Source organism: Faecalibacterium sp. An121, assembly GCF_002160915.1.
Classification (GTDB): domain Bacteria; phylum Bacillota; class Clostridia; order Oscillospirales; family Ruminococcaceae; genus Faecalibacterium; species Faecalibacterium avium.
In genome coordinates this window covers 1-1060 of the sequence record NZ_NFLM01000052.1, presented here as the reverse complement: position 1 = coordinate 1060, position 1060 = coordinate 1, and the positions used below count along the sequence as shown (strand labels likewise).

Annotated in this window: 1 pseudogene; it reads left to right on the top strand. The window is 56.6% G+C overall.

What is annotated here, in order from left to right:
• Positions 1 to 713 precede the first annotated feature (713 nt).
• Positions 714 to 1060 (top strand): annotated as a pseudogene (locus tag B5E66_RS12660) (amylosucrase); the annotation flags it as partial.

Below are 1060 nucleotides of genomic sequence, written 5' to 3'. Positions count from 1 at the left end.
GGCATCGAGGGTCTGACTCGGCCGGACCTCGACCAGATGCTCCGCTTCGCCAACGCCGCGGCCTACCTGGTCACCACCAAAAAGGGCGCCATCCGCTCGATGCCCGAACCCGAACAGGTAGAGAAAGTTCTGGGCAGGATGGAAGCGTAGTCAGGTATGCCCAACCGAGCGAGTTGACAGGCCGGAAGAATCCAGGGAAACCGCGCAGGGGGCCTGGCACACGACCTTTGTAGAAAGCCTGGTGTGTTATACCATGCCCACTAGGGTGTATCTGAGAAGTCAAAAATGCTGGGATATTCGCCCAAAAGCGCCAGATGCAAGGCGCATGAGCGCTGCACTCCTTGGTGGAATGCAAGCGAATGCAACGCGGCAGATGGGGCTTTTGGGTAGAATAGAACAGCGTTAGGGAGTTTTCAGATACACCCTAAGGCGGACGGATGGCCCCCTGTGCCAAACGGCACAGGGGACCATCTTTGCTTTGAAACGCTTGTGCGCAAAACAATCTTCCACGATGCAGGTGCGAGCGATTTTCCACAAAGAGAGCTGGATCAGCAACTTTTCTGCCACCACAGAGGAGTGATGGCATGATGCTTTTTATTGACAAACTATATGGTACAAAAGAAAATCCTCCGACCGCACCGCAGACCGTCAAACGGACCTGCAGACGCTGGAGGATATGAAGAAACTCGGAATGTAAAAGGAGGAATGAAACCATGCCTGCCGCGACCTGCGAGAAGGAAATCTATCTGCGCCGCTTCGCACGACACTGGGACGAGCTGAAATGGCTCTACTGCGAACTGTACAGCAGCCGCACCGATGCCATGCAGCGTTTGGAGGAACTTTCTGCCGTGATGCAGTCCTCTTATGACCAGCGCGCCGCCGCCCTGAAAGCCCGGGACGCCGCCCGGGAGGCCGATCCGGACTGGTACAAGCGGAACGACCTGCTGGGGATGATGCTGTATGTGCACAACTTCGGCGGCACCCTGCGGGGGGTGGAAAGCCATCTCGATTACATCCAGGAATGCGGGGTCAATTACCTGCACCTGATGCCTCTGCTGGC